At 64.2% G+C, this 24,043-nt stretch carries 22 protein-coding genes and 1 pseudogene; 10 read left to right on the forward strand and 13 right to left on the reverse strand.

The features are described from left to right. Window positions 1-52: 52 nt before the first annotated feature. The 5 genes from argB to SPHS8_RS08395 all read right to left on the reverse strand — a co-directional run bounded on the left by argB (window position 53) and on the right by SPHS8_RS08395 (window position 6,692). Window positions 53-958 (reverse strand): acetylglutamate kinase, encoded by a 906-nt coding sequence (gene argB / locus SPHS8_RS08375; RefSeq protein ID WP_236575039.1) that lies wholly within the window; start codon window positions 956-958, stop codon window positions 53-55. 224 nt (window positions 959-1,182) lie between these two features. Then, window positions 1,183-2,697, reverse strand: coding sequence for a Ppx/GppA family phosphatase (locus SPHS8_RS08380; protein WP_201515084.1), 1,515 nt, complete (start codon window positions 2,695-2,697; stop codon window positions 1,183-1,185). A gap of 5 nt (window positions 2,698-2,702) precedes the next feature. Further along, a complete protein-coding gene (locus SPHS8_RS08385) occupies window positions 2,703-4,841 on the reverse strand; it encodes an RNA degradosome polyphosphate kinase (protein ID WP_097090863.1) in 2,139 nt (712 codons plus the stop codon). Window positions 4,842-4,851: 10 nt separating this feature from the next. Further along, window positions 4,852-5,484 (reverse strand): chromosomal replication initiator DnaA, encoded by a 633-nt coding sequence (locus tag SPHS8_RS08390; RefSeq protein WP_201515085.1) that lies wholly within the window; start codon window positions 5,482-5,484, stop codon window positions 4,852-4,854. After that, window positions 5,481-6,692, reverse strand: coding sequence for a heavy-metal-associated domain-containing protein (locus tag SPHS8_RS08395; RefSeq protein ID WP_236575086.1), 1,212 nt, complete (start codon window positions 6,690-6,692; stop codon window positions 5,481-5,483). The genes SPHS8_RS08390 and SPHS8_RS08395 overlap by 4 nt, the downstream gene beginning before the upstream one ends. A 184-nt stretch (window positions 6,693-6,876) precedes the next feature. Between SPHS8_RS08395 and purM the strand changes: the two genes are divergently transcribed. From purM to nadB, 6 genes and pseudogenes are all read left to right on the forward strand, one after another. Next, window positions 6,877-7,971, forward strand: coding sequence for a phosphoribosylformylglycinamidine cyclo-ligase (purM, locus tag SPHS8_RS08400; RefSeq protein WP_201515087.1), 1,095 nt, complete (start codon window positions 6,877-6,879; stop codon window positions 7,969-7,971). Between the two features lie 109 nt (window positions 7,972-8,080). Then, a pseudogene (purN, locus tag SPHS8_RS08405) lies at window positions 8,081-8,653 on the forward strand (phosphoribosylglycinamide formyltransferase); the annotation flags it as partial. Window positions 8,654-8,699: 46 nt separating this feature from the next. After that, window positions 8,700-8,990 (forward strand): LysR family transcriptional regulator, encoded by a 291-nt coding sequence (locus SPHS8_RS08410; RefSeq protein WP_201515089.1) that lies wholly within the window; start codon window positions 8,700-8,702, stop codon window positions 8,988-8,990. Between the two features lie 141 nt (window positions 8,991-9,131). Beyond that, window positions 9,132-10,058, forward strand: a complete 927-nt coding sequence (locus SPHS8_RS08415) for an ABC transporter ATP-binding protein (RefSeq protein ID WP_201515090.1) — start codon at window positions 9,132-9,134, stop codon at window positions 10,056-10,058. After that, a complete protein-coding gene (locus SPHS8_RS08420) occupies window positions 10,055-10,498 on the forward strand; it encodes an endonuclease domain-containing protein (protein ID WP_201515091.1) in 444 nt (147 codons plus the stop codon). Before SPHS8_RS08415 ends, SPHS8_RS08420 begins: the two co-directional genes overlap by 4 nt. Before the next feature lie 5 nt (window positions 10,499-10,503). After that, a complete protein-coding gene (nadB, locus tag SPHS8_RS08425) occupies window positions 10,504-12,108 on the forward strand; it encodes an L-aspartate oxidase (RefSeq protein WP_201515092.1) in 1,605 nt (534 codons plus the stop codon). Window positions 12,109-12,119: 11 nt separating this feature from the next. Here the strand turns inward: nadB and SPHS8_RS08430 are convergent, their stop codons facing one another. Further along, the gene (locus SPHS8_RS08430; protein ID WP_236575040.1) at window positions 12,120-12,971 is read right to left on the reverse strand and encodes an alpha/beta fold hydrolase; all 852 of its coding nucleotides are present in this window, start codon (window positions 12,969-12,971) and stop codon (window positions 12,120-12,122) included. Between the two features lie 157 nt (window positions 12,972-13,128). Between SPHS8_RS08430 and SPHS8_RS08435 the strand changes: the two genes are divergently transcribed. Further along, the gene (locus tag SPHS8_RS08435) at window positions 13,129-14,274 is read left to right on the forward strand and encodes a serine hydrolase (RefSeq protein ID WP_236575041.1); all 1,146 of its coding nucleotides are present in this window, start codon (window positions 13,129-13,131) and stop codon (window positions 14,272-14,274) included. Between the two features lie 8 nt (window positions 14,275-14,282). Here the strand turns inward: SPHS8_RS08435 and SPHS8_RS08440 are convergent, their stop codons facing one another. The 5 genes from SPHS8_RS08440 to SPHS8_RS08460 all read right to left on the reverse strand — a co-directional run bounded on the left by SPHS8_RS08440 (window position 14,283) and on the right by SPHS8_RS08460 (window position 20,804). Further along, window positions 14,283-15,131 (reverse strand): SGNH/GDSL hydrolase family protein, encoded by an 849-nt coding sequence (locus tag SPHS8_RS08440; RefSeq protein ID WP_201515094.1) that lies wholly within the window; start codon window positions 15,129-15,131, stop codon window positions 14,283-14,285. A gap of 14 nt (window positions 15,132-15,145) precedes the next feature. After that, window positions 15,146-17,743, reverse strand: a complete 2,598-nt coding sequence (metH, locus tag SPHS8_RS08445) for a methionine synthase (protein ID WP_201515096.1) — start codon at window positions 17,741-17,743, stop codon at window positions 15,146-15,148. 114 nt (window positions 17,744-17,857) lie between these two features. Further along, window positions 17,858-18,904 carry a homocysteine S-methyltransferase family protein gene (locus tag SPHS8_RS08450; protein ID WP_201515098.1) on the reverse strand — a complete coding sequence of 349 codons (1,047 nt, stop codon included), beginning with the start codon at window positions 18,902-18,904 and terminating at the stop codon, window positions 17,858-17,860. Continuing rightward, the gene (gene metF, locus SPHS8_RS08455) at window positions 18,901-19,836 is read right to left on the reverse strand and encodes a methylenetetrahydrofolate reductase (RefSeq protein WP_201515099.1); all 936 of its coding nucleotides are present in this window, start codon (window positions 19,834-19,836) and stop codon (window positions 18,901-18,903) included. Before metF ends, SPHS8_RS08450 begins: the two co-directional genes overlap by 4 nt. Further along, complete coding sequence (locus tag SPHS8_RS08460) at window positions 19,833-20,804, reverse strand: ArsR/SmtB family transcription factor (protein WP_201515101.1); 972 nt, start codon at window positions 20,802-20,804, stop codon at window positions 19,833-19,835. Before SPHS8_RS08460 ends, metF begins: the two co-directional genes overlap by 4 nt. A 215-nt stretch (window positions 20,805-21,019) precedes the next feature. Here SPHS8_RS08460 and SPHS8_RS20625 point away from each other — a divergent pair, with 215 nt between their 5' ends. Further along, a complete protein-coding gene (locus SPHS8_RS20625) occupies window positions 21,020-21,247 on the forward strand; it encodes a circumsporozoite protein (RefSeq protein WP_097090850.1) in 228 nt (75 codons plus the stop codon). Window positions 21,248-21,380: 133 nt separating this feature from the next. Here SPHS8_RS20625 and SPHS8_RS08470 read toward each other — a convergent pair whose 3' ends face one another. Further along, the gene (locus SPHS8_RS08470; RefSeq protein WP_201515103.1) at window positions 21,381-21,806 is read right to left on the reverse strand and encodes a glycine zipper 2TM domain-containing protein; all 426 of its coding nucleotides are present in this window, start codon (window positions 21,804-21,806) and stop codon (window positions 21,381-21,383) included. A gap of 263 nt (window positions 21,807-22,069) precedes the next feature. On the opposite strand from SPHS8_RS08470, the gene SPHS8_RS08475 reads away from it, so the two are divergent. Next, window positions 22,070-23,071 carry an esterase-like activity of phytase family protein gene (locus tag SPHS8_RS08475; protein ID WP_201515105.1) on the forward strand — a complete coding sequence of 334 codons (1,002 nt, stop codon included), beginning with the start codon at window positions 22,070-22,072 and terminating at the stop codon, window positions 23,069-23,071. 260 nt (window positions 23,072-23,331) lie between these two features. On the opposite strand, the gene rpmB is transcribed toward SPHS8_RS08475, so the two are convergent. Further along, on the reverse strand, window positions 23,332-23,625 hold the full coding sequence (rpmB, locus tag SPHS8_RS08480; RefSeq protein WP_097090848.1) for a 50S ribosomal protein L28: 294 nt from the start codon (window positions 23,623-23,625) through the stop codon (window positions 23,332-23,334). Window positions 23,626-23,781: 156 nt separating this feature from the next. Between rpmB and SPHS8_RS08485 the strand changes: the two genes are divergently transcribed. Beyond that, window positions 23,782-24,003 carry a hypothetical protein gene (locus SPHS8_RS08485; protein ID WP_097090847.1) on the forward strand — a complete coding sequence of 74 codons (222 nt, stop codon included), beginning with the start codon at window positions 23,782-23,784 and terminating at the stop codon, window positions 24,001-24,003. Window positions 24,004-24,043 lie beyond the last annotated feature (40 nt).

Genomic DNA, 24,043 nt, shown 5'->3' on the forward strand with positions numbered 1-24,043 from the left:
CCCAGCTTCCGCTGGGATGACGGACAAGGGAAGGACGGATTGCAAACGACGATTACCGGCGCACTAAAGTCCCCGCACCGCGCTTGGTGAAAATCTCCAGCAGCATGGCATGCGGCACCCGCCCGTCCAGGATGACGGCAGCATCCACGCCGCCCTCGACCGCCTTCACGCAGGTCTCCAGCTTCGGGATCATGCCCCCGCTGATCGTGCCATCTTCCTGCAATATCTTGATCGCGGCCGGATCGAGGTCGGTCAGCAACTGCCCCTGCTTGTCCAGCACGCCCGCCACATCGGTCAGCAGGAAGAAGCGCGAAGCCTGAAGCTCCGCCGCGATCGCGCCCGCCATCGTGTCGGCATTCACATTATAGGTGTGCCCGTCCGCACCGATGCCCACCGGCGCGATGACCGGAATGATGCCGCTTTGCGACAGCGTGTCGAGGATCGACCGGTCGACCTTCACCGGATCACCGACAAAGCCCAGGTCGACATTGCGCTCGATGCCCGAATTGGGATCGGGCGCGCGCGTATCGCCCACTTTTTCGCACAGGACGAGCCCACCATCCTTGCCCGAAATGCCGACCGCCTTGCCGCCCGCGCCGGAAATCCAGCCGACGATTTCCTTGTTGATGGAGCCCGCCAGCACCATCTCGGCGATCTGCGCGGTTTCCTTGTCAGTGACGCGCAGCCCGTTCACGAAATGCGATTCGACGCCCAACTTCTTGAGCATCGCGCCGATCTGCGGCCCGCCGCCATGGACGACGACGACATTGATGCCGACCGCCTTCATCAGCACCACGTCCTCGGCAAAATCGCGCGCCGCTTCGGGGTCGCCCATCGCATGGCCGCCATATTTCACGACGAATGTCTGCCCCGCATAGCGCTGCATATAGGGCAGCGCCTCCACAAGCGTTTCGGCCTTGGCGAGGAGAGCGGGATCGGGGGCGTGCTTGCTGTTCATGTGCGCGCGCAATAGGGCCTTATAGATGCGGGGGCAAGTTGCGGGAGAAGGACTATAATCCCCTCTCCCCTTCAGGGGTCGGCCAGAGGCACGTGACTCTGGCCGAGGTGCCGAGCGTAGCGAAGGCGGGTGAGGGGACTGCTAAACCCTGGCGTCGCCCCCTCTCCCCAACCCTCTCCCCAACCCTCTCCCCTAAAGGGGAGAGGGAGCAGATCACGCCCCCCTCACCAGGCCATCCGATACTTCACCCCCATCGCCTGCGCCAAATGCCGCTGCCGCCGCTCGACCGCCTCGCCGAACAGGTCCACATCCACGCCTTTCAGCCGCAGTTCCAGCGTATCGCCATCCATCTCCAGCGTCGAGGCGAGCAGAGGCCCCTCGACCCCGCCGGACAGCCGCTGGCCAAGCCGAATCGCCAGCCCCCATAAGGTCGCGCGCTTCAGCGCCGCAGCCGAAGCCAGCCCCGCAATCCCGGCAGGCGGCGTGGACGATCCTCCGAAATTGCTGTGCAACGCCTGCGCCAGCATCGCCCGCTCGCACGCGGTGATGCCCACCCAATTGCTATGCAGGGCAATCTCCACCCCCCGCTCCGCGCGAAAGTCGGGGTTGGCGCGCCAGCCGACATCGGCCAGCAGGCAAGCCGCCCGCCGGATGCGCCGCCAGGACGGCTCGTCATCGCGGAACAGCGGCCCGATCCACCGGTCGATCATGTCGCCATGGCCCGCAAAGCGCCCCTGCGCCTCGCCCTCCGCCTCCGCCGCGACCAGCAAGGGATCATGCGTCCGGATCTCGGCGGGCAGGTCTTCGAACAGCAGCCCCTCGCGCAGGCCATAGGCCGACACGATCAACTCGCTCGACTGCAATTGCCGGACGACCACCGACAGCAAAGCCGCCGCGTCGGGCAAGGTCGGCACGCGCGATCCGGTGATTGCCGGAATATCCTTCAGCCGCGCACGGCCGACATGGGACACGATCCGCGTCAGCTGCTCGGCGCGAAATGCGGGCATGGCATATTGATGCACGACCGGCAGCGGAAAGTTGGTCAGCTGCATGTCGAACCGGGCAAGCGCGCGCCACGATCCGCCCACCAGATAGAAGGGCAGGCCGGGCCCCGCGCTCCAGCCCGCCTTCGCCAGCATCTTCTTGACGCAGCGTTCCAGCGCGCCCGGCCCCTTCGCCCGGATCTGCGGCAGGCGCAGCACGCCCAGCGGCAGCGATATCGTCTCATGCACCGCGCCATCGCGGATTCGCGCCAGCTCCAGGCTGCCGCCCCCCAGGTCCCCTACGATGCCGTCCGCGCCGGGTATACCCGACAGCACGCCATAGGCCGCCGCGACCGCTTCCTGCCTCCCCGACAGCAGTTCGACCTCCAGCCCCATGTCCCTGGCGCGCAGGATGAACTCTTCCCCATTGGCCGCGTCGCGCACGGCAGCGGTGGCGACGCAGCGCACGTCACGCACCTCCATCTCGCGGCACAGATGGGCAAAGCGCCCCACCGCCCGTAATCCGCGCTCCATCGCGTCAGGCTCGATCCGCCCCGTCTTCCCGAGCGACGCCCCCAGCCCCGCCATCACCTTTTCATTGAACAGGATGAACGGGATGCGCCGCGGCCCGTCATAAACGACCAGGCGGACGCTGTTGGATCCGATGTCGATGATCGCCGTGCGCGCCTTCGCATGGGCGGGGGATGTCACCATCGTTTCGGCGATGGCGCGCACCTGGCTCAGCATCGAATTCATGCGCGTCAGGCCCGGCCGCGCAGGCGCAAAGTCGGCACCGTCCCGCTGTCCATCGCCGCGCCCCGGCCCGACAGCGACGGGTTGGTCATGAAATAGCGGTGCAGGTTGAACGGCCGATCGCTCGAATCCACGCGGGTATAGTGGCCGTCGCTGTCCAGCTCCCAACTCTGTTCGCTGTCGATCAGGTTGGCGACCATCACCTGGTCCAAAATCTGGTCGTGAACGGTCGGGTTCTCCACAGGGGCAAGAAATTCGACGCGGCGGTCAAAGTTCCTCGGCATCCAGTCTGCCGAGCTGATGAACACCTTCGCGCCGTTGTTGGGCAGCGCCTTGCCATTGCCGAAGGCGGTGATGCGGCTATGCTCCAGAAAGCGGCCGACCACCGATTTCACCCGTATATTCTCCGACATGCCCGGCACCCCGGGCCGCAGGCAGCAGATGCCGCGCACGATCAGGTCGATCTCCACCCCCGCGTTGCTCGCCGCATAGAGCTTCTCGATGATCGCGGGATCGACCAGCGAGTTCATCTTAGCCCAGATATTACCGGGCCGCCCGGCGCGGACATGTTCGATCTCCGCATCGATCAGCTGACAAAGCCGATTGCGCAGGTCGCGCGGGCTCATCACCAGCTTTTCGAGGCTCTGCGGCTCGACATAGCCGGTGATGTAATTGAACAGCGCGGCGGCATCCCGGCCATAAGCGGGATCGGCGGTGAAGAAGCTCAAATCGGTATAGATGCGCGCGGTGACGGGGTGATAATTGCCCGTGCCGAAATGGCAGTAGGTGCGGAACGCCTCGCCTTCGCGGCGGACAACCATCGACACCTTGGCATGCGTCTTCCAGTCGATGAAGCCATAGACCACCTGCACGCCCGCGCGTTCCAGCGCGTCGGCCCACATCAGGTTCTGTTCCTCGTCGAACCGCGCCTTCAGCTCCACCACCGCCGTCACCGACTTGCCCGCCTCGGCCGCATCGATCAGCGCGCGGATGATCGCCGACTGCTTGCCCGCGCGATACAGCGTCTGCTTGATCGCCACTACGTCGGGGTCGGACGCCGCTTGTTTCAGAAATGAAACGACCACGTCGAACGCTTCATAGGGGTGATGGACGACGATGTCCTTCGCCCGGATCGCCGCAAAGCAATCCCCGCCATATTCGCGGATTCGTTCAGGGAATCGCGGAGCATAGGGTTCGAACTTCAGGTCGGGCCGATCCTCATCGACAATGCCGCTAAGGTCGCCGATGCCGACAAAGCCCTCGACCTCGGCAATGATCGCCTCATGCCCCTGGAGCATGTCCTGCAACATTTCCTCGACCGGCTCGGGAATGCGCTCCTCGATCTCCATGCGGATCACGCGGCCCCGGCGGCGGCGCTTGATGGCGCTGCGGAAATAGCGGACCAGATCCTCCGCCTCTTCCTCGATCTCGATATCGGAGTCGCGAATGATGCGGAACACACCGCTGTTGCGCACCCGATAGCCGGGGAAGAGGTCGCCCGAAAAGCGGCGGATCACCGCCTCCAGCGCCATGTAGCGCGCCGGGGTGCCCGGCACCCGAACAAAGCGGGCCAGCGAGGACGGGATCATCACCAGTTCGCGGATCGGCTGCTTGTCCGACAGCCGCTCCAGATCGAAGACGATCGACAGCCCCTGGTTGGGGATGAAGGGAAAGGGATGCGCCGGGTCGAGCGCCTGTGGCGTGAGGATCGGAAAGACCTGGCTCAGGAAATGCTCCCGCAGCCATGTCTCGCTGCCCGCATCGATCTCGCTGGCGGGCCCCATCACCTCGATCCCGACCTGCGTCAGTTCACCATGCAGCGCGCCCCAGACCTTCTGCTGCGCCGTCATCAGCCGCGCGGTCTCATCGGCGATCGCGGCAAGCTGCTGCGCGGGAGTTAGCCCATCGGCCGACCGCATGTCGACATCCTGCAGCTGCTGCCCTTTCAGGCCCGCCACGCGCACGCTGAAAAATTCATCCAGGTTCGCCCCGGAAATCGACAGGAACCGCAGCCGCTCCAGCAGCGGATGCGCGCGGTTCATCGCCTCTTCCAGCACCCGCTGGTTGAATGCCAGCCAGGACAGCTCCCGGTTGAAATAGCGGTCGGTGGGCAGTGTCAGGCTGGCGGACGGATCAGCTTCGGCCACGTCTCTCTCACTATGATGAGGGGTGCGGATCGTCCGCCACTATAGGCAAGAAACCAGCCGCTTGCAGACTCTCTTTGGCCATAGCGACGGAAATCTTACGTCCCGATGACAATGCCGCTTCGTTAAGCAGGCGCGTCACCTCGGCGATAGCGGCATAGCTGCGCTCGATCCGGCGGAGCAGCCAGTCGGGCAAATCCTGCCCATATCGTGACCCCGCGCCCCCCAGCGCCCGTTCTACAAGTGCACGGGCAAGCGGCTCGTCCGGCTGCTCGATCGCGACATGCGGCGCGGCGGCAAGGCGCGACCGCAGGTCCGGCAGCGCCACGTTCCACAGCGTCGGTGCGCTGTCCCCGATCAGCAGCAGCGGCTTGGCGCTCGTCTGCGCATCGTTCCAGGCGTTGAACAGCAGCCGGTCCTCCTGTCCTTGCGCATCGTCGATCACCATGCCCCCGCTCATCGCGGCGAAGCGGCGACCCAGCATCGACCGCCCCGACCGGGCCGGACCGCTCAGGACGCTGATCGCCAAGGGCCATTCGCGCCAATTTTCCAGATGGCGAACGGCGACATGATTGGCGTCGCTGACCAGGAAGTCATCGTCCGTCCCCTGCCCTGGCCATTCGAACGGCAGGCTTATCTGGCTCATTGCAGCGCTGACGTCCCCGCTCCCGCTCCGGCAGGTGCCGCCGCCCCGCCCCGGCGGATGCGCAGCGCATTGCCGGAACCCGTCACGGTGAAGCCTCGCGCCTGAAGCCCGGCGCGCAACGCATCGACACTGCCGTCGAAGCTCACCTGCATCACCGACGTGCCCCCCAGCGCAAGGCTGCTCGTCGCCGCCGACCTGACGCCCAGGATAGACCGAACCGCCGCCTCGCCCTGCGCCACCGATCCGACATCGGGCGTATCGAACTGGATCGAAAAGCTGCTGGTGGTCGCAGATGGCGTTGGCGTCTCCAGTGTCTCCAGCGGCTGCTCGGTCGCATTCTCGATCTCGAGCGCGTCGGGATTGACCGGCTCCTCGATGATCAGCGACGGGTCGGGCCGCAAACGCCCGTCATTGAGCGCGGCTGTATAAAGCTGGTCGATCCGCCGCGCGGCCTCATCCATCATCTGCGGCAGCGCGCTTTCGGCCGATGCGCGAAGCGAAAAGCTGCCGATAAGCGTATCGTCCGGCCCATAGCGCGCGGTGAACGTGCCCCTTACCGGGCCGCCCGGATATTCCCGTTGCAATCGGGCGATCGGCACCACCACGTCAGCCGCGCCATATTGGTCCAGCAGCACGCGCCACCACAGCCGCCCGCGCCGCCCCACCTGGCCCGCATTCAGCAGGATGGGGTCGGCGATCGAACCGCTCACCCGCACATAGTCGATCGCGCTGTCCCCGGTGCGGAACCGCGCCCAGGCCTTCTGCCACTCATTGATCCGCTCATAGGAGACGGCGGACCCGCCGTCCCACATCACCGGAATGACCAGCAGCGGCGGCGAACGCATGACATTTCCGGACACGCCCAGCAGCTGCCCCGTTCGCGCGCGGTCGAACAATATGCCCAGCGTCGCGACATAGCGCGTCGGCCCGATCTGCTCATATTCGATCTCGATGCCGGAAATCATCGCTTCCAGCTGCGAATCGGACAGGTTCGGCACGCCGCCCTCGCCATGGGTACGCGTCCACAGCATCCGCCAGCCCTGCCGCTGCGCCAGCCGCCAGCCCGCCTGCCGCGCGCTGCTGGCGTCCTTGCCCATCACATCGACCTTGATGCCGCCTACCTGATAATCGCCGCCGCTGGCGATCGGCGGCACACCGCGTTCGCCCTCCATCTGCGCGAACAGGGCCGCAGCTGCGAGGCCAAGCATGATCGCGCCAAGAATCTGGACGGGCCGCGACAAGCGGCGAAGCAGCGAAGAAGGCCGGAAAATCTGGCTTTGGAAGGCAGTGGACAGGCTCACGCGCGCCCTTTTGGCGGGATTTCCCCCATCTGCCAAGCGGCAACCCATTTGCCGTTCCGTTTTCCGCGTCATTGTTCTAGTGGGGCCAACCATGAGCGACACCGAATCCTACAGCTACGCCAAGGCTGGCGTGGACATCGCGGCAGGCAATGCGCTGGTCCGTGCCATCGCCCCCTTGGCCAAAGCGACCCGCCGTCCCGGCGCGGACGCCGAACTGGGCGGCTTTGGCGGTTTCTTCGACCTCAAAGCCGCTGGCTATGAGGACCCTCTGCTCGTCGCGGCCAATGACGGGGTGGGCACGAAGCTCAAGCTCGCGATCGACCATGACCGCCATGACGGCGTCGGCATCGACCTCGTCGCCATGTGCGCCAACGACCTCATCGTGCAGGGCGCGGAGCCGCTCTTCTTCCTCGACTATTACGCCACCGGCAAGCTGGAGAGCGGCGTCGCCGAGCGCGTGATCGCGGGCATCGCCGAAGGCTGCAAACAGGCCGGCTGCGCCCTCATCGGCGGCGAAACCGCAGAAATGCCGGGCATGTACGCCGCCGGAGACTATGACCTCGCCGGTTTCTGCGTCGGCGCAGTGGAACGGAGCCAAGCGCTCACCGGCAACAAGGTGAAGGCAGGCGACGTCCTCCTCGGCCTCACTTCCTCGGGCGTCCATTCCAACGGCTTCTCCCTCGTCCGCCGCCTCGCCGCCGACAAGGGGTGGAAGCTCGACCGCCCGGCCATCTTCGACAATGAAGTGCTGTTGATCGACGCGCTGATGGCCCCGACCCGCATCTATGTGAAGCCGCTCCTTCCGCTGGTACGCGGCGGCAAGATCAACGCGCTCGCCCACATCACCGGCGGCGGCCTTCTCGAAAACATCCCCCGCGTCCTGCCCGAAGGCTGCCATGCCGTGGTCGATGCCGACGCATGGGAACAGCCGCGCCTCATGGCCTTCCTGCAAGCGCAGGGCCATATCGAGCCGGAAGAAATGGCGCGCACCTTCAACTGCGGCGTCGGCATGGTGCTCGCCGTGGACGCTGATGCAGCCGACAGCGTAACCGCCGACCTCGAAGCCGCAGGCGAAACAGTCGTCCGCGTGGGGCTGGTCGAAGCGGGCGAAAAGGGTTGCACCGTCAAGGGCAGCCAGGAGACCTGGAGCGCCAAGGCCGACTGGACCGCCACGCATCTGGGTTAATCAACCAATCCCCCTCCCGCTGGCGGGAGGGGCTAGGGGAGGGCATGTCACAGGGTCAGCTTGAGCAAGCCTACCCCCGACACCTCCCGCAGCGGCAGGGAAGTTCCCCATGCAAAAGGCAAAAGTCGGCGTTCTGATTTCCGGACGCGGGTCCAACATGGCGGCGCTGCTGTACGCCGCCAAGCATCCCTCCTGCCCCTATGAACTCGTCCTCGTCGCCGCCAACGACCCGCAAGCCCAAGGCCTCACCCTCGCAGAGGCCGAAGGCATCCCCACCTTCGCCCAAAGCCACAAGGGCCTGAAGCGCGCCGAATTCGACCAGATCGTCGACGCGCAGCTGCGCAAGGCAGGCGCGGAATATGTCGCACTGGCCGGTTACATGCGCCTGCTCTCGCCCGAATTCGTGGGCGGCTGGGAAAACCGGATGCTCAACATCCACCCCAGCCTTCTCCCCAAATATAAGGGCCTAGACACGCACCAGAAGGCGCTCGACGCGGGCGACAGCCATGCGGGCTGCTCCGTCCATGTCGTCACCAGCGAACTGGACGACGGCCCGGTGCTGGCGCAGACGGAGGTAGCGATCCTGCCCGGCGACACCGCCGACAGCCTCGCCGCGCGCATCCTCATCGCCGAACATCAGCTTTACTCCCGCACCCTCGCCGACTTCGTCACCCGCGAACGCCTCTCAGCCCTTCCAAAATAGGATTTCCCCTGATCTATCCTGCCGGATGGAACAGCCTCTCCCCACTCCGCCCGCCGCGCGCGACCTTCCGCCGCCATCCGGCCATGGCCGCTGGACCCCAGCCCTTCAGCGCCTCTTCCTCACCGCGCTGATCGAAACCGGCAACGTCTCCCAAGCCGCGCGGTCGGTCGGCATGTCGCGGTCCAGCGCCCACCGCCTGCGCCAACGCCTCACCGGCACCGCGTTCGACCGCTGCTGGAACGACGCGCTCAAGATTCACGCGACGCGCATGGCCGATCCCTTCGCGCTGGAAACACGCCCCCGCGCCCCCGCCTGATCCTGTCGCCCACCTGTCGCGTTCCCGCCGCCTTTTCGTCGCGATCCCGGCGATTTCAGCCCAAATCAGCCGACGACACTGTGAACTTCGGCCGTCTCAGCCTCTTTCCTTAGCCGCCTACGATCCCCATAGAGTTCAGCCATGACCCAGAGCCCCACCCCCGCCATAGAGATCACCAACCTCACCAAAGTCTATGCAGGCGGAAAACGCGCGCTCGACAATATCAACCTCACCATCCCGCGCGGCCAGATCTACGGCCTGCTCGGCCCCAATGGCGCGGGCAAGTCGACCACGATCAACATCCTCGCAGGCCTCGTCAACAAGACCAGCGGGACGGCAAAAATCTGGGGCTTCGACATCGACCAGAACCCCCGCAATGCCAAGAACAGCATTGGCATCGTGCCGCAGGAAATCGTCTTCGACCCCTTCTTCACGCCGTTCGAGACGCTGGAAAACCAGGCGGGCTATTATGGCGTGCCCAAGGAACGCCGCCGCTCCCTCGAACTCCTGCGCGCCGTCCATCTGGAGGACAAAGCCAACGCCTATGCCCGCACCCTTTCCGGCGGCATGAAGCGTCGCCTGCTTGTGGCCAAAGCCATGGTCCACTCACCGCCGATCCTGGTGCTGGACGAACCGACCGCAGGCGTCGACGTCCAGCTGCGCCAGCAACTCTGGGCCTATGTGCGCGAGCTCAACGCACAGGGCGTCACCATCGTCCTCACCACCCACTATCTCGAAGAAGCCGAGGAACTGTGCGACCGCATCGGCATCATCAACCATGGCCGCGTCATCACGGATAAACCTACCCGCGAACTCATCGCCATGGCGCAAGAGAAAGTCGTGCAGGTAACCGTCGACCGCGACATCACCGCTCCGCCCGATGCGCCCTGTTTCGAAAAGGTCGAACTGTCGGACCAGCGCACGCTCACCATCACCTACATGAAGGACCGCGCCAATGCCGGGCAGGTGCTGAGCGCCGTTCAGGCAAGCGGCCTCTCGATCGTGGACGTCGTCACGAGGGATCCGGATCTTGAGGATGTTTTCCTCAACCTGACGGCGGCGGCGTGACAGAGGGCCTCAAAGTTCCCCCTCCCGCTGGCGGGAGGGGGTTAGGGGGTGGGCCAGCGCAACCTTTCCAACCGCGTAACACCGCTCGGGCCAAACAGCTCAGAAGAGCGGCACCGCCCGCCGAGCGGCTGTTGTGGCAAGCGCTACGCGCTCGCAAACTTGGCTTCAAGTTCAGCCGTCAGATGCCCATTGGCCCCTATTTTGCCGATTTCCTATGCCGCGAGCTAAACTTCATCATCGAAGTCGACGGGGACAGCCATGATCAAAGCGTCGACTATGATGCACGCCGAGAAGATTACTGCCGCTCCCTCGGCTATCAAATCTTGCGCTTTTCCAATGCCGATGTGATGAAAAACCTCGAAGGCGTCATAACGCACATCCAGACCACCCTTGCGCAGGCCCACCCCCGGCCCCTCCCGCAAGCGGGAGGGGAGCAGTAGAAGTAATGCCCACCACCACCCACGACGTCGTCATCATCGGCTCCGGCGCGGCAGGCCTCACCGCCGCCATCAACCTGGCACAGGATCGCAAGGTGGTCGTCCTCGCCAAAGCCGCGCTCGACAGCGGCTCGACCAACTGGGCGCAGGGTGGCATCGCCGCCGTCCTCGACGCGGGCGACAGTTTCGAAGCCCATGTCAACGACACGATGGTCGCAGGCGCAGGCCTCAACAATCGGGAAACGGTGGAGTTCGTCGTCTCCGAAGCCCCCGCCGCCATCGAAAGGCTGGCAGAACTGGGAGTCCCCTTCAACGGCGGCGAAGAGTTCGGAGAACGCTGGCACCTGACGCGCGAAGGCGGGCACAGCCACCGCCGCATCGTCCATGTCGACGACGCCACCGGCCATGCCGTGCAGGTCGCCTTGCTCAAGGCCGCGCGCGCCAACCCCAACATCACCCTGCTGGAGGATATGGTCGCCATCGACCTCATCACCTCCCGCCATGGCGAGCGCTATTCGGGCGACGGTCATGTCTGGGGCGTCTACGCCTTCAACAAGCGGACCAAGCATGTCGACGCGCTGCTGGGCCGTGCGACGATCCTCTGCACCGGCGGAGCGGGCCGCACCTACCTTTTCTCCACCGCCCCGCGCGGCGCGACCGGCGACGGCATCGCCATGGCCTGGCGCGCCGGCTGCCGCGTCTCCAACATGGAGATGAACCAGTTCCACCCGACCTGCCTCTACAATCTGGAGGTCAAGAATTTCCTGATCACCGAAGCGGTACGCGGCGAAGGCGGTCACCTGAAGCTCCCCACCGGCGTCCCCGGCGGCGGCGAGCGTTTCATGCCCCGGTTCGATCCCCGCGCCGAACTTGCGCCCCGCGATGTGGTGGCACGCGCCATCGACCATGAGATAAAGCGGCTCGGGCTCGACTATGTTCATCTCGACATCAGTCACAAGGAACCCGAATTCGTCCGCACCCACTTTCCCACCATCTACGCGCGGCTGCTCGACCTCGACATCGACATCACCAAGGAACCGATCCCGGTCGTCCCGGCGCAGCATTATACCTGCGGCGGGGTCATCATCGACCTGGACGGCCGCACCGACCTGCCGGGCCTCTATGCTGCTGGCGAAGTCACCGAAAGCGGCCTGCATGGGGCCAATCGCCTCGCGTCCAACTCGCTGCTCGAATGCTTCGTCTTCGGCGAGGCGGCGGCCCGCCATATCCGCGCCCATTGGGGCGAACTGCCGCCGCCCCCAGCGATCCACCCATGGGACGAAAGCCGCGTCACCAACAGCGACGAAGAGGTCATCGTCCAGCATAACTGGAAGGAAATCCGCCGCTTCATGTGGGACTATGTCGGCATCGTCCGCACCACCAAGCGGCTTGAGCGCGCGCAGCACCGCATCGACCTGCTCGCCAAGGAAGTGGACGAATATTACGGCCATTTCCGCGTGACGCCCGACCTGATCGAGTTACGTAACCTTCTGGAGGTCGCCCGTCTCGTCGTCCGCTCGGCGCTCCGCCGCAAGGAAAGCCGGGGCCTGCACTATACGCTCGACTATCCCGACATGCTTCCGCAAGCGGTCGACACGGTACTCGCGCCCTGATGGCGGTCGGCTCAGCTCGACAGGAACCGCTTCACCACGGCGCTGAACCGCGCGGGCTGGTCCGCCATGATGACATGGCCGCTCGGCCCGATCGGCGTCAGCTTCAGGTCCTTCTTGGCCGCATAGGCGCTGCGGAAATTGCGCGCGATTTGCGCCGACTGCGCGGCGTCAGCCCCGACCGCATAGACCACCTCCATCGGCACGGCGATCCGTCCAAGCTGCGGCCCCAGATCGACATTGGCGAGATCGCGAAGCGCATTGGCGATGACATCAGGATCGCTCCCCTTGGCCCCCGGCGAATCCGCGACGATCTGCGCCAGATAAGCCCGGCCCGCCTTGGTGCCGGTGAAATACTGGCTCAGCTGGTTGGCGAGATAGCCCATGCCCCGCGCCGTGCCGCCGACCATCGCCGCGCCCTCCGGCAGCATGTCGACCACCATGATCCGTCCTGCCAATGCCTTCAGCCCCAGCTTCATCGCCAGCGTGCCGCCCATCGAATGCCCGATGACCGAAGGCCGCACGAGCCCGGCCGCCTTGATGTACCGCGCAATCTCATCGGCCAGCGGCTGCACCAGCGGCCCGCTCGCATTGGCATCGGCTGCGAGCCCGGCAAAGCCGCGCACATGGACAAGGTGCCAGCGATAGCCGGGCAGCTTCGCCATCATGTCGCTCCACAGCGACGGCCCGCTGGCGAGCCCCGCGATCAGGATCACGTCGCGGCCCGTCCCCCGCGTCGTCACGGCGATCCGGCGCGATGTGAAGGGCGCAGCCGACGCGCTCTGATGCCGCAGCAATATCAGCCCGGCGCAAGCGCCCGCGCCTATCCGCAGCAGTGCCCGCCTGTCGATCATCCGTCCGTCCATGCGCCCTTCCTTGCCCATCCCTGCTTAACGGCGGGTGAGCGCTGCTCGGCCATATCGTTCAGGCTCCTTACATCGCAAATGTGGAATCATTCGTCGCATCGTCCTTGTCAGTCGAAGGGTGCCGCAGGCCTAAATGAAGGAGAAGTCGGGGATATTCATGGACAAGCGAAATAAGGGGCGCAGCCTGCGTCCGGACGGGGGATCGCTCCGCCTCATCCTGTTGGTTGCGGCACTTTCCGCGTGCGTCAGCGCTCCCATGGAGCCGCAAGCCAGCGCCGCCCGGCAGGTGCAGCCCACGACGGCCACATTCCCGATCAAGCGCGTCGCCAACCCGCCCAAGACGTTCGACGAACTCGACGTCGATCAACGCCAGACCCCGCCGCCTGCCCTCGTCAGCGTCGTGCGCAACCTCGGGCAGAGCTTCAATGGCAAGGTCGGCATCGCCGTCCGCCGCATCGGGGCCGACTGGACCGTCGCGTGGAACGGAACCTCACTCTTCCCGCAGCAAAGCGTATCGAAGCTCTGGGTGTCGATGACCTTCCTCGACGCGGTCGACCGGGGCAAGATCCGCCTGACCGACACGACCACGATCACGCGCAAGGACCTCACCCTCTTCCACCAGCCGACCGCCGCGCTCGTCGGGACCAGCGGCTGGACGACCAGCTATTCCGACCTCATGCGCCGTGCGATGACGCAGAGCGACAATACCGCGAACGACACGCTGCTGCGCGCGGTCGGCGGCCCCGAAGCGGTGCGCGCCTACCTCGCGCGGCGGACGATCAAGGATATCCGCTTCGGCCCCGGTGAGCGGCTGCTGCAATCGGCCACCGCCGGGCTTGACTGGCGGCAGGATTATTCGATCGGCCGCAACTTCTACGCCGCCCGTTCCCGCCTGCCCATGTCGGTACGGACCAAGGCGCTCGACAATTACCTCTCCAATCCGCCGGACGGCGCTGCGCCCTCCTCGATCGTCAAGGCGCTGGCAAAGCTCAAGGAAGGCGAGATGCTGTCCCCCGCGTCAAGCCAGTTGCTCATGTCGATCATGAGCGAGGCGAAGACCGGCCCGCAGCGCATCAAGGGTGGCGTGCCTCCCGGCTGGAAATATCTGCACAAGACCGGCACGGGCCAGGAATTGGCTCCACGCTCGACCGGCTATAACGACATCGGCATCATGACCGCGCCCGACGGCACCAGCTATGCCGTGGCGGTGATGATCGGCAGCACGACCGAACCTATCCCGGTCCGCTGGAAGCTGATGCAGGCAGTCGCGAAGGCCGTGGCCGCGAACCACGAGAAGCGGTAGGCGCGGCCTTATCTGCCCAGCATCCGGTCGAGCGCATCCGCGATCGCCGTCATGCCGGGCAGCGTGGGATGATAAGGCGCGCTCACCGGCTTCTCTGGAACAGGATAGCCGTTCATCCACGGATCTGGCGCGCAAACGTCATGCCCCTTGGTCAGGCGCGAAGCAGCGAGGATCGACCCGCCCGTCTCCCGCGCCACCCGCGCCGTCAATGCCGCCAACCGTTTCGCTATCTGACGCGCCCCATCCGCCTGCTCCGGCGAAAGCGGCGCCGCCGCGCAACCGCCCCGCTCGGGCAGGACGGCAGGATAATCGACCCAGATCAGCCGAGCCTTTGGCGAACGCTGCCGCACCTCGTCCGCGATCCGGCGAAGCGCAGCTTCCAGCGCCGCCCACTTCTCCTCGGTCGCCGGGACAGCGGGCGGACAACGGACGCTGCTCGCCGCATTCGCCCTCTGGCAGGATGCCGCCATCAACCCCCCGATGTAGCCGACATCATTACCGCCGATGGTGATCGTGACGAGCCGCGTCTCCGGCGTCAGCGCATCGATCTGCGGCGCAATCCCCGCCCAGCCATCAAGCACACCGCGCGTCGTCGCCCCGCTGCAACTGACATCGTCAAGCTGCAGCCCCCGCCGCTTCGCCAGTTGCTGAGCATAATTATTCGCCGACCGTGCGCACAGGGCCGGCTTGCTCCCGGCAGAAGGCGCAATCCCAGGTCCTGCGGCAAAGGAACTGCCCATTGCCACATAAGCGGCGCCGGACGGGATAGGCACGTCATGGCGCGTACGCTGATCATGCACGCAGCCCGCAACCATCAGCCCTGTCAGAAGGACAAGGCACGGAGAAAATCGGATCATGCGCTTGTCATTCCTCAATCCAGATTGGGCCGCAGCCAGCGCTCGGCGGTCTCCACATCGATCCCGCGCCGCCCTGCATAATCCTCCAACTGATCGCGCCCAACCCGCGCCACGCCGAAATATTCCGCCTGCGCATGTCCGAAATAAAAGCCGCTGACCGCCGCTGTCGGCAGCATCGCGAAGCTCTCCGTCAGCGTCACGCCCGTCGCATGATGGGCGTCGAGCATGTCAAACAGCAACGGCTTGAGGCTATGCTCCGGACAGGCCGGGTAGCCGGGAGCCGGGCGGATACCGCGATATCGCTCGCGGATAAGCGCCTCGTTGGTCAGCTGCTCGCCTTCGGCATAGCCCCACAGTGCCGTCCGAACATAATGATGCAGCCGCTCGGCAAAGGCTTCGGCCAGACGATCGGCCAAGGCTTTCAAAAGGATGTCCGAATAATCATCGATCGCCGCCTTGAAGCGCGCAAGATGCGGCTCGATACCATGGATCGAGACAGCAAAACCGCCCATCCAGTCGCCATTGGGGCTGATGAAGTCGGCTAGGCACATATTCGCCCGCCCTTCACGCTTGGCGATCTGCTGCCGCAACATGGGCAGGCGGACATGCTTTTCGTCTTCGACATGGACGATGATGTCATCGCCTTCGCGGCGGCAGGGCCATAGCCCGGCCACGCCGCGCGCCGTCAGCCACTTTTCGCTGACGATCCGGTCCAGCATCTTCTGCGCGTCGTTGAAGAGGCTCGTCGCGCTTTCGCCAACCACCTCATCCTGCAGGATCGCCGGATAGTTGCCCGCCAGTTCCCAGGCCCGGAAGAAAGGCGTCCAGTCGATATAGTTGATGAGGTCCTTCAAATCCCAGTCGGGGAAACTATGAATACCCGGCAGCAGCGGGCGGGGAGCCTTCAGCGCCTCATCCATCTCGAACGCGTTGGCGCGCGCGTCCTCGATCGAGAGCAACTGGCTCTGCCCCTTGCCCTCGCGCGCGGCGCGGACATGGGCATAATCATCCTTTGTCTTCTGGACGAAGTCGGTCTTCTGCGTCTCGGACACAAGAGCCGTCGCGACGCCGACCGCGCGGCTGGCGTCCAATACATGCACGACCGGACCAGTAAAGGCTGGGTCGATGCGCAGCGCGGTATGCACGCGTGAAGTGGTTGCGCCTCCGATCAACAGCGGCATCGTCATGTTGGCGCGCTGCATTTCCGCCGCCACCGTGACCATCTCGTCGAGCGACGGGGTGATGAGGCCGGACAGGCCTATCATGTCCGCGTCATTCTCGTTCGCTGCCTTGATGATGTCCTGCCACGGCACCATCACGCCCATGTCGATCACTTCAAAGCCGTTGCACTGAAGCACGACGCCGACGATGTTCTTGCCGATATCATGCACGTCGCCCTTGACGGTCGCCATGATGATCTTGCCCTTGCCCTTCGCGCCGGGCTCCTTGGCCGCCTCGATGAAGGGCAGGAGGTGTGCCACCGCCTTCTTCATGACGCGCGCCGATTTCACCACCTGGGGCAGGAACATCTTGCCCGCGCCGAACAGGTCGCCGACCACGTTCATGCCGTCCATCAGCGGGCCTTCAATGACATGGATCGGCTTTTCGGCGGCCAGGCGCGCTTCTTCCGTATCCTCGACCACCCAGCTGTCGATGCCCTTGACCAGTGCATGTTCCAGCCGCTTGGCGACGGGCCAGCCGCGCCATTCCTCGGCCGCCTTTTCGGACGCGGCATCCTTGCCCTTGAAGCTTTCGGCCAGTTCGACCAGCCGGTCGCCCGCTTCCGGATCGCTGTTCAGCAGCACATCCTCGCACGCCTTGCGCAGCGCCGGGTCGATGGCGTCATAGACGTCCAGCTGCCCGGCATTGACGATCGCCATGTCCAGCCCCGCCGGGATGGCATGGTAGAGGAAAACCGAGTGCATCGCCCGCCGCACCGGCTCGTTGCCACGGAAGGAGAAGCTGAAGTTCGACAACCCGCCTGAAATATGGACATGCGGGCAGCGTGCCTTGATCTCGCGGCACGCCTCGATGAAATCGACGCCGTAATTATTGTGCTCTTCGATGCCCGTCGCCACCGCGAAGATATTGGGATCGAAGATGATGTCCTCGGGCGGAAAGCCGATGGTCATCAGCAGCTTGTACGCGCGCTCGCAAATTTCGACCTTGCGGTCCTTGGTGTCCGCCTGACCGGTTTCGTCGAAGGCCATCACCACCACGGCCGCGCCATAGGCCATGCATTTGCGGGCGTGGTCGAGGAATGCTTCCTCACCCTCCTTCATGCTGATCGAGTTGACGATCGGCTTGCCCGAAACGCATTTCAGCCCGGCCTCGATCACCTCCCATTTGGAGCTGTCGATCATCACCGGCACCCGGCTGATGTCCGGCTCGGACGTCATGAGCTTCAGGAAGGTCGTCATCGCCTCCACGGCGTCTAGCAACCCCTCGTCCATATTGACGTCGACGATCTGCGCGCCATTCTCAACCTGGTCACGGGCAATGTCGATGGCGGCGGCATAGTCGCCCGCCATGATCAGTTTCTTGAACTTGGCCGATCCGGTGACGTTGGTACGCTCACCGATGTTGACGAAAGTGGCGGTCGATTGGGTCATGTCATTCTCTTCCCCCCTCCCGCGAGCGGGAGGGGCCGGGGGTGGGCTTTCTCGGGATGACGCCTCGACCGGCCCACCCCCTGGCCCCCTCCCGCCTGCGGGAGGGGGAACAATTTACGCAGCGATGTGCATGGGCTCCAGTCCGGCAAGCCGCGTAACCACCGGCAATTCCGGCACGATCCGCGGCTTATGCCCCGCCAGCGCCTTTGCCACCGCACCTATATGCGCAGGGGTCGTGCCGCAGCAGCCGCCGACCATATTAACTAGGCCCTCATCCACCCACTGGCGGATCAGGGTCGCCGTCGTCTCGGGCAACTCATCATATTGGCCCAACTCGTTCGGCAGCCCGGCATTGGGATAAGCCAGGATCAGAGTATCGGCATTCTTCGCCAGCTCGGAGAGATAGGGCCGCAGCAAATCCGCGCCGAACGCGCAATTCACCCCAATGGTCAGCGGCTTCAGATGCCGCAGCGAATACCAGAAGGCGTTGATCGTATGCCCGGACAGGTTCCGCCCCGACATATCGGTAATGGTGAAGCTCAGCATCAGCGGCACGGGCCGCCCCGCCGCCGCCTCGGCCTCGCGCGCAGCCATGCCCGCCGCCTTGGCGTTCAGCGTGTCGAAGCAAGTCTCGACCAGCAGGAAGTCCACCCCGCCCTCGATCAGCGCATCGCACTGCTCGCGATAGTCAGCCTTCAGCGTATCATAATCGACCTCGCGGAAAGCCGGATCGTTCACGTCGGGCGAAATCGACAGCGTTTTGTTCGTCGGCCCGATCGACCCAGCCACGAAGCGCGGACGGCCGTCTTTCGCGGTCGCCGCTTCACATGCCTTGCGCGCAATCTGGGCAGCCGCGATGTTGATTTCCCGCACCAGATGCTCAGCTCCATAATCGGCCATGGCGATCTTGGTGGACGAGAAGGTGTTCGTCTCGATCATGTCCGCACCGGCGTCCAGATAGGCGGTGTGAATGCCCTCGACGATATCCGGCCGCGTCAGGCACAGAAGGTCGTTATTCCCCTTCTGATCCTTCGCCAGATCGAGCGATCCGCGATAATCCGCCTCGGTCAGTCCATGCTTCTGGATCGACGTGCCATAGCCACCGTCGAAAATCATGATCTTTTCAGCGGCAACGGTGCGAAAGCGTTCCTCGGCGGTCATGCCGTCTTCTCCGTGTTCGCAGGCCGCAAACCAAGCAGATGACATATCGCATAGCTCAGCTCCGCCCGGTTGAGCGTATAGAAATGAAAGTCGCGCACTCCGCCAGCATAGAGTTTGCGGCAAAGTTCCGCCGCCAGCGTCGCCGACACCAGCTGCCGCGCGGCGGGCAGATCGTCCAGTCCCTCGAACAGCTTGCCCATCCAGCCCGGCACATCGGTATTACACATGGCCGACATGCGCTGAACCGCGGCGAAGTTGCTCACCGGCATGATGCCCGGAATGATGTCTGCCGTAATCCCAGCCGCTGAAGCAGTGTCGCGGAACCGGAAGAAGGTTTCCGGTTCGAAGAAGAATTGCGTGATCGCCCGGGTAGCACCCGCATCCAGCTTGCGCTTCAGATTATCGACGTCGCTCTGCGCGCACGCCGCATCGGGGTGCGTTTCGGGATAGGCCGCGACCGAAATCTCGAACGGATGGCGCTTGCGCAGGCCTTCGACCAGCTCGGCCGCGCCCTGATATCCTTGCGGATGAGGCATGAACTTCGTGCCCGCTTCCGGCGGGTCGCCACGCAGCGCGACGATATGCCGAACGCCCGCGTCCCAATAGGCGTCGGCCACCTCGTCGATCTCGGCCTTGCTCGCCGCCACGCAGGTGAGATGCGCAGCGGCCGACAGCGGCGTTTCCTTCGCGATCCGCGCCACCGTGTTATGCGTCCGCTCCCGCGTCGAGCCGCCCGCTCCATAGGTCACGGAGACGAACTTGGGCGCCAGCGGCGTCAGCGTCTCGATCGCCGACCAAAGCTGCTCTTCCATCTTCTCCGTCTTGGGCGGGAAGAATTCGAAGCTTACATTCAGATCGCCTGCCAGATCCGCATAGAGCGGCGCTTGCCAAGCCCGTGCGGCCTCTTCGCTGGAGGGGATGCTTAGGGTCATAGGCAAAGTCGTCCTTCGATGGGCAGGATGCGCGCGCCCCGGCGGCGGCCCAGCCATAATACTACCGTTAATTCCTGGCTGGGCAGCACTTCCACCCGTTCCAGTTCCAGGCCCGCGTCCGCGAACCAGCTTTCGATCTGCTCATCGGAAAAGCCAAGCCGCGCATGCTGGTCGCGCAGCCGAAGCTCTTCCCGTTCATGCGCCGCGAAATCGGCGATCAGCACACGCCCGCCGCCCGTCGTGACGCGCGCGGCCTCCGCGATCACCGCTTCCGGCGCCTGCGCATAGTGCAGAACCTGGTGCAGGACCACCGTGTCCACGCTGCCCGGCTCCAAAGGCAAGGCCGTGAAGTCGCCCAGAACCAGCGCATATTTATCGGCTGCATCTTCCGGCAGCTTGGCCCGTGCCAGCCGCAGCATGTCGGGGCTGCGATCCAGCGCCGTCACCTGATCGGCCGAACGCCCGAACAGCTCTATCATCCGGCCGGTGCCCGTGCCGATGTCCAGCAGATGGCCGATCGTCTCGGGTCCGAGCAACGCCGTCATCACAGCTTCGACATCCACATCCGGCACGTGAAGCGATCGGATCGCGTCCCATTCCTCGGCATGTTCAGCAAAATAGCTTTCCGCCGCGCGTGACCTGTCGGCGCGGACAGCTGCCAGCCGGGCAAGGTCGGCCTTTTGCCATAGCTCCTCGCTTTCCGACGGTATCAGCTGATCGAACAGCGCCAGGAATGGCGCTATCGCCTCGCCCCTCACCAATCGCAGAAACACCCAATTGCCTTCCTTGCGCCGCTCGACCAAGCCCGCTTCAGCGAGAATGCGGACATGGCGGGAGACGCGCGGCTGGCTTTGGCCCACAACTTGGGCGATCTCGCCCACAGCAAGTTCCATCGCGCGCAACAGATAGATGATGCGCAGCCGCGTCGGGTCGCCTAGGGCGCGAAAGATGTCGAGTGCGGCGCTCATGACACCACCATATAAAGAAATCTTTATATGCGTCAATGGCCGTACGCAAGATCGGGGCCGATCGCCGGTTCAACCCCCGCAAATGCGCGAGTCGCACGATGGGGATTGCCTTGAGTCGTTCAACGCATTACGAATCGGCCCCGCAGGCGCAAAGGGGGGTGAACTTTTCTCCGAGAGTGGTCTGCACCGTTTTTATCTCTGAGAGGGGTTTGCCCATGTCCAAGTCGATTGCTCTTTCGCTCGTTCTCGCCGCATCGCTCGGCCTCGCCGCTTGCTCGAAGGGCGAAGAAAACGCCGCCAACGCTTCGGCCAACGCTGCTGAGAACGCTTCGAATGCTGCTGACAACGCCATGAACGCTGCCGAAAACGCTGCTTCGAACGCTGCCAATGCTGCTTCGAACGTCAGCAACACTGCTGAAAACGCTGCTTCGAACGCGATGTAATTTCCCTCCTCGGGATTTTCGGAAACAGGGCCGCCCGGCAACGGAGCGGCCCTTTTCTTTTGTGCGGCCTACACGACATGAAAAGGGCCGCCCTTTTCAGGGCGGCCCTCCTTGTTCAACGGTAAGTGGCTGATCAGCAGTCGCGATCGATAGCCCGGCCAGCCAGCGCACCTACGCCCGCACCCACGATCGCACCGGTGGTGCCATCGCCGCGGCGGCCATAGCGGCCACTGCCCTTGCCGATCTCATTACCCAGCAGGCCACCGGCGATCGCACCTATGATCGTGCCGCCCGTGCCATTGTCCCGGCAGCGGTGACCGCCACGATAGCCCCGATAATAATTGTTGCGGTAGTAGCGATCACCCCGATAGCCGCGATAAGAGTCACCGCGATAATAATCGCCACGGTAGCCGCGATATCCCCGATCACCACGATAATAGTCGCCGCGCTCGTAACGGCCCCAGCCATCCCGCGCCTGCGCAGGCGCTGCAGTGACGGCGAAGGAAGCAGCGCCCATTGCCAGCGCCGCCCCCATATTGATCAGAAACTTGGTCTTCATGGCGTGCTCCTCAATAATCTTGCTCTCGACCCGGTGAGCCTTTGACGCCGCACCTTCGATTGCACCCCTTTTGACCGATTCGCATTGAGCCGAGCCTGAATGGGCGTGTCAGCCGCCGTTCAGAAAAAATATCCGCCTCCACCGTGATGCGGGCTCACCAAGCCTCGGTTCCGACCGGCGACCTTACACCAAAAGCGCTCGGCTGTCGCCAAAGGGAGCAATCAGCCGTTGGTGGAGTGCGATGGATTGCCTATGGCGAAGCGATGCGCCGTATCCTGATCGTCCTGTTGCTCGCGATCCTGCTTTTGCCAGCGCCCCACAAGAACAAGCCTGAACTGCTAGAAGCGGGCCCGCTGCTCGTCACGGTCCGTCCCCTGTCCCTGAACTCGGCAGATCCCGCGGACAGGAGCGCAGGGGCGCTCGACTATCTGGGAGGCTGGCAGCTGAGCAGCCCGCATCATGGCTTCGGCGGCATATCCTCCCTCCTGGTCGACGAACAGGATCAGGTGCTGGCGCTCAGCGATTCCGGCACGCTCATGGGTTTCGCTCTCACGCCCAATCCCAAAAACAGACATTCTTTCATCGCGCCGCTGCCTGTCCGCCCGCAGGATAAGGACCAGCCTTGGTGGGCGTGGGATTCAGAGGCGATCGCCCACGACGCTGTCACCAACAGATATTGGGTCGGCTTCGAGATGCTCCAGCGCATATGCCGCTATGCGCCGGGATTTTCGCGGGTGGAGGCGTGCCGCACCTGGCCTGAAATCGAAGCGTGGCCCGAAACAGGGTCGATCGAATCCATGGCGCGTCTTCCGGACGGCCGCTTCCTTGTGATCGCGGAAATGGGGATGATGGCGGATGGCAGCCATGACAGCCTGCTTTTTGCTGCCGACCCCGCCGAAGAGAGCACCCCACGGCCCACACGCCTCCGCTACGTCGCCCCGCGCGGCTATCGCCCCACGGATGCCGTCGCTCTCGATGATCGTCACATTCTGGTTTTGAACCGCCGCGTCACATTGCGCGACCTGTTCACGGCGACGCTCGCCCTGATCGAGCTGCCCAACCGCCCAAAGCCGGGCGACCGGCTGATCGCTCGCACCCTGGCCCGGCTCGCGCCGCCGCTGTTGGCGGACAATTTTGAAGGGCTGGCAGTAACGCGGGAGGACGGACAAACGATCGTCTGGATCGCGTCAGACGATAATCACGAATTCTTCCAGCGCACCTTGCTCCTGAAATTCGCCCTGCGTGGAGCGCCCGGCTCTTCGTGAGCAGTAAGCGTAGCTTTGCTCCGCCCGCTACACCCGTTCGGGCTGAGCTTGTCGAAGCCTGCCTTGAGCCCGTCGAAGGGGCTTTTTCTTTCTGGAGAACAGTAGAACCCTTCGACAAGCGCAGGGCGAACGCCTTTCGAGACTATGCCGACTGAAATACGACGTCCTAAAACCGAACGACACCTCGCTCATTCCTTGTGGACGCAAAAAAGCGGCCCGTTGCCAGGCCGCTTCTTAAAGCCGAAACGAATCGAACCGAATCAGGCGGCTGCGGCAGCCTGCTTCTTGACGATGTCGCGCTTCAGGCGGCGCGCCTTCAGCGACAGCTTTTCATCGCTGGTCTTCAGCAGCCAGTTGTCCAGGCCGCCATTATGTTCGACCGAACGCAGACCATGGGTCGACACGCGCAGCTTGACAGTGGTTTCCAGCGTTTCGGAAATCAGCGACACATTCTGCAGGTTGGGCAGGAACACGCGCTTGGTCTTGTTATTGGCGTGGGAAACATTGTGACCCACCTGGCGGCCCTTGCCGGTCAGCTCGCAAATGCGCGACATAGTCAATCAACCTTGTAGTTCATGTTCGTTCGGAAAGCGGCGCCAGTAGCGGGATTCCGGATGGCCGTCAACCCGCCAAGCCGGTGAGATCGGACCGCTTGCGCAACCCTTTCCGCCACTCGGACGTTTGCAGCCGATAGACGAAAGGAGGGCGCAATGCGACTCATTGGTGGCTTGTTGCTGATTGTTCTGCTGGTGCTGGCCGCCGGCATCGCGACCGGCTTTGTCGATCTGCAAAAGACCCAGGAAGGCAGCCTGCCCAGGATCGCCGTCGAGGGCGGTCAGCTCCCCAAATTCCAGGCCGATGTTGCCAAGGTCGAAGTGGGCACGCGCAATGAAACGGTCGAGGTGCCGACAGTGGACGTAAAGAAGCCCTGACCATTTCTCGAACGGACGAGGATGCTGTAAGGACGTGCCG

The organism is Sphingobium sp. S6 (assembly GCF_905120495.1).
Lineage (GTDB): Bacteria > Pseudomonadota > Alphaproteobacteria > Sphingomonadales > Sphingomonadaceae > Sphingobium > Sphingobium agri.

Coding starts and splice junctions, on each gene's coding strand:
- SPHS8_RS08410 (WP_201515089.1), top strand. CDS start 8,700: ATGGAACAGCCTCTCCCCACTCCGCCCGCCGCGCGCGACCTTCCGCCG.
- metF (WP_201515099.1), bottom strand. CDS start 19,836: ATGACCCTAAGCATCCCCTCCAGCGAAGAGGCCGCACGGGCTTGGCAA.
- SPHS8_RS08460 (WP_201515101.1), bottom strand. CDS start 20,804: ATGAGCGCCGCACTCGACATCTTTCGCGCCCTAGGCGACCCGACGCGG.
- SPHS8_RS08440 (WP_201515094.1), bottom strand. CDS start 15,131: ATGATCCGATTTTCTCCGTGCCTTGTCCTTCTGACAGGGCTGATGGTT.
- SPHS8_RS08450 (WP_201515098.1), bottom strand. CDS start 18,904: ATGACCGCCGAGGAACGCTTTCGCACCGTTGCCGCTGAAAAGATCATG.
- purM (WP_201515087.1), top strand. CDS start 6,877: ATGAGCGACACCGAATCCTACAGCTACGCCAAGGCTGGCGTGGACATC.
- SPHS8_RS08470 (WP_201515103.1), bottom strand. CDS start 21,806: ATGAAGACCAAGTTTCTGATCAATATGGGGGCGGCGCTGGCAATGGGC.
- metH (WP_201515096.1), bottom strand. CDS start 17,743: ATGACCCAATCGACCGCCACTTTCGTCAACATCGGTGAGCGTACCAAC.
- nadB (WP_201515092.1), top strand. CDS start 10,504: ATGCCCACCACCACCCACGACGTCGTCATCATCGGCTCCGGCGCGGCA.
- SPHS8_RS08435 (WP_236575041.1), top strand. CDS start 13,129: ATGGACAAGCGAAATAAGGGGCGCAGCCTGCGTCCGGACGGGGGATCG.
- SPHS8_RS08475 (WP_201515105.1), top strand. CDS start 22,070: ATGCGCCGTATCCTGATCGTCCTGTTGCTCGCGATCCTGCTTTTGCCA.
- SPHS8_RS08395 (WP_236575086.1), bottom strand. CDS start 6,692: ATGCTTGGCCTCGCAGCTGCGGCCCTGTTCGCGCAGATGGAGGGCGAA.
- SPHS8_RS08380 (WP_201515084.1), bottom strand. CDS start 2,697: ATGAATTCGATGCTGAGCCAGGTGCGCGCCATCGCCGAAACGATGGTG.
- SPHS8_RS08415 (WP_201515090.1), top strand. CDS start 9,132: ATGACCCAGAGCCCCACCCCCGCCATAGAGATCACCAACCTCACCAAA.
- argB (WP_236575039.1), bottom strand. CDS start 958: ATGAACAGCAAGCACGCCCCCGATCCCGCTCTCCTCGCCAAGGCCGAA.
- SPHS8_RS08430 (WP_236575040.1), bottom strand. CDS start 12,971: ATGGACGGACGGATGATCGACAGGCGGGCACTGCTGCGGATAGGCGCG.
- SPHS8_RS20625 (WP_097090850.1), top strand. CDS start 21,020: ATGTCCAAGTCGATTGCTCTTTCGCTCGTTCTCGCCGCATCGCTCGGC.
- rpmB (WP_097090848.1), bottom strand. CDS start 23,625: ATGTCGCGCATTTGCGAGCTGACCGGCAAGGGCCGCCAGGTGGGTCAC.
- SPHS8_RS08390 (WP_201515085.1), bottom strand. CDS start 5,484: ATGAGCCAGATAAGCCTGCCGTTCGAATGGCCAGGGCAGGGGACGGAC.
- SPHS8_RS08485 (WP_097090847.1), top strand. CDS start 23,782: ATGCGACTCATTGGTGGCTTGTTGCTGATTGTTCTGCTGGTGCTGGCC.